Below are 6,508 nucleotides of genomic sequence, written 5' to 3'. Positions count from 1 at the left end.
CACCATGGCGGCGTTCTCCGCCTGCGCCACGCTGATGGGCGGCGTCGTCACCGAGTGGCTGAGCTGGCGGCTGACCGTCGTGCTGCCGGTGCTGTCACTGCTCGCGGTCCCGTTCTGCCTGCGGCTCGCCACCCGCCCCGGCTCCCGCAAGCCCGTCGACATCACCGGCGCTGTGCTGCTGACCGTCACCGCGACGGCGCTCCTGGTGCTGATCCAGGCCCCGACGCTCTCCCTGTCCGGCCCCGTGGTGCTGACCACCGCCCTGGTCGTGGCGCTGGCCGCGACCGCGCTGGTGATCCGGGTACGGCGGCGGCCGACCGGCTTCGTGCCGAAGTCGCTCGCGACCGACCGGACGTTCCTGCTCGCCGCTGCCGTGGGAGTGGGCGTCTACGGCGGCCTGTTCGCCGCCATGTACGCGGTGCCGCAGGTGCTGGTGCAGGACTACGGCTGGAGTGTGCTGACCGTCGGCCTCGCCCTGCTGCCGGGCGCCGTGCTCGGCGCGGTGCTGTCCCGCGCGGCCGGCCGGCTCACCGCGGGCAGCGGCGGCAGCCGGCTCCTCGCGGCGACCGCGGCCTCCTCGGCGGTGCTGCTGGTGAGCGCGGGGGTGTACGGCGGCGGGGCGGTCCTGCTGGTCGCCGGCGCCTCGCTCGGCTTCGCCGCGTTCGCCGTGACGCAGGTGGTGACCACCGGCCTGATGTCCGGCCGGATCCCCCCGGCGCGGCGCGGCGGCGCGATGGGACTGCTCAACCTCACCTTCTTCACCGGCGGCGCCATCGGTTCGGCGGCGGCCGGCGCGCTCTCCAAGTCGATGGCGATGACCAGCGCGCTCGGGCTGGTCGCCGTACTGCCGCTCATCGCGGGCGCGCTCGCCCTGTGGCTGACCGGCAAGGGCGCGCGACAGCCCTCCTGAACAGCCTTATCCGATGAACGGCCTTTTCCGAAAACCTTCCTGAAGATTCGTCCTGACCGGCCTCCTGTGCCGGGAGCCGCCCCGCGGCTCCCGGCACAGCCGCGTCCGGCCTCCGGACCCGCCTTCGATAACCAGGTGATAACCGGCCGATAGGCACGCCTCGCACGATGTGAGGACAAGCGAATGCGCCATCGCGCCCGTCGAGAAAGTAGTTCACGATGACGTCAGACGACTTCGACAGTCAGGTACGCAAACTGATGGCGTGGCATTTCGGGGACGCCACCGGATCGCCGTTCTGGCTCGCCCAACGCGCCGGACTGGGCTTCGATCCGGTCCTCGACGTCCACGGCGCGGCCGATCTCCTGCGTTTCCCCGATGTCAGCGCCGAGTTGCGCACGGTCCCGGCCCAGGACCTGATTCCGCGGGGATTCCGGGGTGCGGCCTTCCGGGTGTACGACTCCGGCGGCACCACCGGTTCGCCGAAGCGGATCGTGGACAGCGGCTACCGCTCCCGGCTGCTGGAGTGGGCGCACCGCCGACTGGTCGGGCAGGGCGTGCCGGAGACCGGCAACTGGCTGCACCTGGGCCCGAGCGGCCCGCACGTCATCGGCTTCGACGTCTCGCGCTACGCGGCGCTCGGCGACAGCCTCTGCTACACCGTCGACCTCGACCCGAGGTGGGTCAAGCGGCTGCTGGGCAGTGGCCGGCGGCAGCAGGCCGACGACTACATCCAGCATCTGCTCGACCAGGCGGAGACCGTACTGCGCACCCAGGACGTCGCGGTCCTGAACACCACGCCCCCGCTGCTGGAGGCGATCTGCGCCCGCGCCGAGCTGTATGAGCTGGTCCGCTCGAAGGTGCGGGCGATCGTCTGGGCCGGCACCTCCATCAGCGCCGAAAGTCTGCGCCTGGTCGAGGAGGTCTTCTTCCCCGGCATCACGGTCGTCGGTGTCTACGGCAACAGCCTGATGGGCGTCGCGCCGCAGCGCGAGCGGCGGGAGGCCGACGGATACCCCTGCGTCTTCGAGGCGTTCCCGGAGACCACCCGGCTCGAACTGATCGACGAGGGCGGGCGGCTGGTCGGCTACGGCGAGCGCGGCCGGGTCCGGCTGGACCTGGTCGCCGACGAGATGTTCCTGCCGAACATCCTGGAGCGGGACAGCGCGGTGCGCGTACCGCCTATGTCGGCGGGCGGGCCTGACGGGCTCGCGGACGTCCAGACGTACAGCGCCATCGACGATGTGGCCGTCATCGAAGGGGTGTACTGATGAGCATGATCCGCATCGACCCGGTGACGGGCGGCCGGCCCGTTCCGAGCGGCGACCGAGCCGTGCTGCTGAGCGTCCTGGGCGAGCCGCTGGCCGACGTCGGCCAGGCCCCCCGGCTGCTGGCGCAGGCCGCGCTCAACGGGATGCGCCGGCACGCCGACGGGCTGCCGCCCGGGGCGGACCTGTTCGCCGAGGCGGCCCTGCTGTTCGCCGGCGCGGAGCTGGACGGCGAGAGCCCCGAAGAGTACGTCGCGTGGGTGACGCTGAGCACCGGCCTGACGGCGACGACCGTACGGCTGGCGGTCACGGATCTCTGCGCGGAGATCACCTCACTGCCGGGGACCACCGCGGCGGAACTCCCGGCGACTGACTTCGGCCAGGGCTTTTGCACCCGGTGGGTGCCGCGCGGCCGGGTGTTCGCCGGAGTCATGGCGAGCAACCACCCGGTGCCCAACTCGACCTGGGTGCAAGCCCTGTTCCATGGCTACAGCGTCCTGGTCCGCCCCGGCAGCCGCGATCCGTTCACCCCCCGCAGGCTGGTCTCCGCACTGCTGCGGGCCGGGCTGGCCCCGCACCGGCTCGCCTTCCTGCCCGGCCCGCACGAGGTCGGCGAATTCCTGCTCCGGCAGGCCGACCGGGGCATCATGTACGGCGGCAAGCAGGCGGTGCGGACCTGGCGGGGGGACGAGCGCGTCGCGGTGCGCGGCCCCGGCAGCACGAAGGCGTTCCTGGACACCGGCCTCGACGACCGGCTGCTGGACCATCTGGCCGCCTCGGCCGCCTTCGACGGCGGCACCCGCTGCACCAACCTGTCGGCCGTCCTCACCACCCGGCCGGTGGCCGAGGTCGCCGACCTGCTGGCCCGGCGTCTGTGCGCGCTGCCGGTGCTGCCGGCGCACCACCCGAGCGCGTCCCTGCTGGTGGTGGCCGCCGAGCGCGCGGAGCAACTCCGGCTGAGTACCGACCGGTTGCGGACCGGGCTGACCGATCACTCCGCCCGCCACGACCCGCACGAACCGCTCGTCCGGCTCGACGACGGCTCGTACCTGCCCCGCCCGCTGGTGCTCGCGGCCGACCGCGCCGACCACCCCGACCTGGGCACGGAACTGCCGTTCCCCTTCGTCATCGTCGCGCCCTGGACCGAGGCCGACGGCACCGCGCCGATGCGGGATTCGCTGGTGCTGAATCTGCTGACCGACCGCGAGGACATCGCCGAGCGGGCGGTCCGCGAACCGAGCGTCCGCAAGGTCACCCGGGGCGCGGTGCTGCCCTGGACCGCGGTCGCCGGCATCCCGCACGACGACAACTACACGCAATTCCTGCTGGAGCCCAAGGGCGTCGTCGGCGATATCCGATCGAAAGCGGAGCGACACAGCGCATCGGCATGATTCCCCGCGTCGGACAGACAATCTGCGGACTAAGGAATGCGTTGCGATGAAACGACGTGACATGGTCAAGGCCACGGTGGGTGTCGCCGCGGCCGCGGGAATCAGTGCGGTGGCGGTCGTCAATATCCCCACGGCCCAGGAACGATCCGGCGGCAGCGCCGACGGCGGCGGGAAGGACCACGTCGAGACGTACAAGGGCCGGACGATACGGGTGGCCCAGGCGTCCGGAGCGCCCGAGTCGGTGTACATAGACGAGCGCCCGCTGCACGTCATGAAGCTCGGCGAGAACGCCTACATGAGCTCGATGTGCCACTACGCGCTGGAGGAATCCCCGCTGGTGGCGGCCCGCCGGGCGGTCGACGAGCTGCGCGGCGCACAGCTGCTCGCCCCGAAGGCGTCCGGCTCCGCCGGCGCACACCGGCACAGCGCATGAGCACTACCGGACGGGAGAAGCGACACGTGAGCGTGCGCAGGAACCACCTCGACATGACCGCCGCGGAGAGGCGACGGTTCATCCACGCGGTGCTGGAGATCAAGCGCCGCGGCGTTTACGACAGGTTCGTGGAGCTGCACATCCAGGTCAACTCCATGGACTATCTCGCTAAATGGGGCGGAAAGCGGCTCGGGCATGTGAACCCGGGGCTGTTCCCCTGGCACCGGCAATACCTGATGAAATTCGAGCGGGAGCTGCAGAAGGTCGACCCGAGGGTCACCCTGCCCTACTGGGACTGGACCACGGACCAGGGCGAGGACTCGCCCCTGTGGGACGAGGACTTCCTCGGCGGCAACGGCCGGCCGGGGGACCGCCGGGTCATGACGGGCCCCTTCGCCCGCGACAACGGCTGGCGGCTCAACACCAGTGTGGTGCCCGACGGTTCGGAGCCCGCGCCGGTGAACGGACACTACACGACCGACGACCGCGACTACCTGGTCCGGGACTTCGGCACGCTCACACCGAAGCTGCCCACCCCCGGCGAGCTGGCAAAGACCCTCGCGCTGCCGGTCTACGACTCCTACCCGTGGAACCACACCTCGGGCAGCGAGGCCCCCTTCGCCAGCTTCCGCAACCACTTGGAGGGGTACGCCAAGTTCCCCTGGGAGCCGAGCCTGGGCAAGCTGCACGGTGCCGGGCATGTGTGGATGGGCGGCCACATGATGTACATCGGCTCGCCCAACGACCCGGCGTTCTTCCTCCACCACTGCTTCATCGACAAGTGCTGGTCCACCTGGCAGCAGTTGCACCCGGACGTCCCGCACTACCTGCCTCTGGAGCCGACCCAGGACGTACCGGACGTCAACACCAAGCTCGCGCCCTGGAACACGATGACCCCCGGCGAACTGACGGACCACCGAGAGTTCTACTCGTACGACAAGCCGGGCCGGTGATCCCGCAGGCTCAGCCGTAGCCGCGCGGGTTGCCCTGCCGGCGCGCGCGAGGGCAGGGGAGGGCGCGTCGCTCGCGGACGCGCCCTCCGCTCGTTTTCCCCGTCAGCCCTCCGCTCGATATTCACCGTCAAACGATGTCGCGCTCGCGCGCTCCGCACCCGCGAGGACCCTCCCGCCTGCTGCGGGATCCGACTGAGGACGGCCGGATCGCTTTCGCACGCCCCCGCGACCGCCCCGCGCGGGGCGGAGGGGGACTACCGCGAGATCCATCCGATGCGGGAGGCTCTGGTCCATGCCGAGGACCTGGCCGACTTCGCCTTCTCCCTACGGACGTTCGCGGTGCCGCCGCCGGTGTCCCGGCGCTCCGTACCCGCTGGATCCGCCGCGCGAGAGGGAGACCCGTCCTGATGTCTGACATGCCACGCTTGTGGATGCGGCAGGAGTCCCGGCCGAGCGAGCGCCGCGCGCCGATCGTGCCCGAGGACGCCGCACGGCTGGTGGAGAGCGGCGTCCGGCTCACCGTCGAGAAATCCCCGCAGCGCGTCTTCCCGCTCGCGGACTACGTCGAGGCGGGCTGCCGGATCGAGGAGGCCGGCGGCTGGACCGACGCCCCGGACGGCCACTACATCGTCGGCCTGAAGGAACTCCCGGAAAAACCGGACGACTTGCGCCACAAACACATCTACTTCGGCCACGCCTACAAGGGCCAGACGGGCGCCCGCGAGCTGCTGGACCGGTTCGGGGCGGGCGGCGGCGCGCTGCTCGACCTGGAGTACCTCACCGATGAGGAGGGCCGCCGCCTCGCGGCCTTCGGCTACTGGGCCGGGTACGTCGGCGCGGCCCTCGCGGTGCTCAACCGGCGCGGGTGGCTCGACACACCCCTCGTGCCGCTCAGCAAGAGCGAACTGGACGCCGCGCTGCGCGCGTCGCGCGCCGCGTCGGCGACGGGACGGGAGCACCGGAGCGCCCTGGTGATCGGCGCGCTGGGCCGCAGCGGCCGGGGCGCGTGCGACGCACTGGAGACGGCGGGCCTGACCCCGACCCGGTGGGACGTGGACGAGACCGGGAACCTGGACCGCGACGCCCTGCTCGCGCACGACATCCTGGTCAACACCGTCCTCACCACCCGGCCCATCCCACCGTTCCTCACCCCCGCCGACCTCGACGACCCGCGCCGCCGGCTCTCCACGATCTGCGACGTCACCTGCGACGTGACCTCGCAGTGCAACGTCCTGCCGGTCTACGACGACGTCACCGACTGGGAGCACCCGGTCCGGCGGCTGCGCGGCGGGGACCCGCCGGTCGAGGTGATCGCCATCGACAATCTGCCCTCGCTGCTCCCCGGAGAAGCGAGCCGCGCCTTCTCCGCCGAACTGCTGCCTCAGCTGATGGCCTTGGTGTCGCAGGGTGACACCGCACCGGCCTGGGCACGCTGCCTGCACACCTTCGAAGCGGCGGCCCACGCCGGGAGTGAGGAGAACAACCATGTCCGATGAGTCGACCAGCGCCGTCCCCGCGCAGCCGATACCGGCGAGCGGCACCGTGCACTGGATAGG

The 6,508-nt window shown here is 71.4% G+C and carries 6 protein-coding genes; all 6 read left to right on the top strand.

Features of this window, described 5'->3' with window-relative positions; all coding sequences use genetic code 11:
• A partial coding sequence (locus QMK28_RS26025) for an MFS transporter (RefSeq protein WP_326442026.1) occupies positions 1–910 on the top strand: 910 nt, incomplete at its 5' end.
• A gap of 218 nt (positions 911–1,128) precedes the next feature.
• Complete coding sequence (locus QMK28_RS26020) at positions 1,129–2,178, top strand: phenazine biosynthesis protein (RefSeq protein ID WP_326442025.1); 1,050 nt, start codon at positions 1,129–1,131, stop codon at positions 2,176–2,178.
• Positions 2,178–3,566, top strand: coding sequence for an aldehyde dehydrogenase family protein (locus QMK28_RS26015; RefSeq protein ID WP_326442024.1), 1,389 nt, complete (start codon positions 2,178–2,180; stop codon positions 3,564–3,566). Before QMK28_RS26020 ends, QMK28_RS26015 begins: the two co-directional genes overlap by 1 nt.
• A gap of 46 nt (positions 3,567–3,612) precedes the next feature.
• A complete protein-coding gene (locus QMK28_RS26010) occupies positions 3,613–3,999 on the top strand; it encodes a tyrosinase family oxidase copper chaperone (RefSeq protein WP_326442023.1) in 387 nt (128 codons plus the stop codon).
• Positions 4,000–4,025: 26 nt separating this feature from the next.
• Positions 4,026–4,952: a grixazone synthase gene (griF, locus tag QMK28_RS26005; protein ID WP_326442022.1), complete on the top strand. Its 927-nt coding sequence runs from the start codon at positions 4,026–4,028 to the stop codon at positions 4,950–4,952.
• Positions 4,953–5,359: 407 nt separating this feature from the next.
• On the top strand, positions 5,360–6,448 hold the full coding sequence (locus QMK28_RS26000; RefSeq protein ID WP_326442021.1) for a saccharopine dehydrogenase: 1,089 nt from the start codon (positions 5,360–5,362) through the stop codon (positions 6,446–6,448).
• Positions 6,449–6,508: the final 60 nt, after the last annotated feature.

It is taken from the genome of Streptomyces sp. H27-D2, from assembly GCF_035828615.1.
In the GTDB taxonomy this organism is placed as follows: domain Bacteria; phylum Actinomycetota; class Actinomycetes; order Streptomycetales; family Streptomycetaceae; genus Streptomyces.
Note: the sequence above shows the minus strand (reverse complement) of the source record. Positions and strands in the feature narration are given on the sequence as shown.

Excerpts from the sequence above, each read along its gene's own strand:
- QMK28_RS26020 (WP_326442025.1), top strand. The coding sequence starts at position 1,129 with ATGACGTCAGACGACTTCGACAGTCAGGTACGCAAACTGATGGCGTGG.
- QMK28_RS26015 (WP_326442024.1), top strand. The coding sequence starts at position 2,178 with ATGAGCATGATCCGCATCGACCCGGTGACGGGCGGCCGGCCCGTTCCG.
- QMK28_RS26010 (WP_326442023.1), top strand. The coding sequence starts at position 3,613 with ATGAAACGACGTGACATGGTCAAGGCCACGGTGGGTGTCGCCGCGGCC.
- QMK28_RS26000 (WP_326442021.1), top strand. The coding sequence starts at position 5,360 with ATGTCTGACATGCCACGCTTGTGGATGCGGCAGGAGTCCCGGCCGAGC.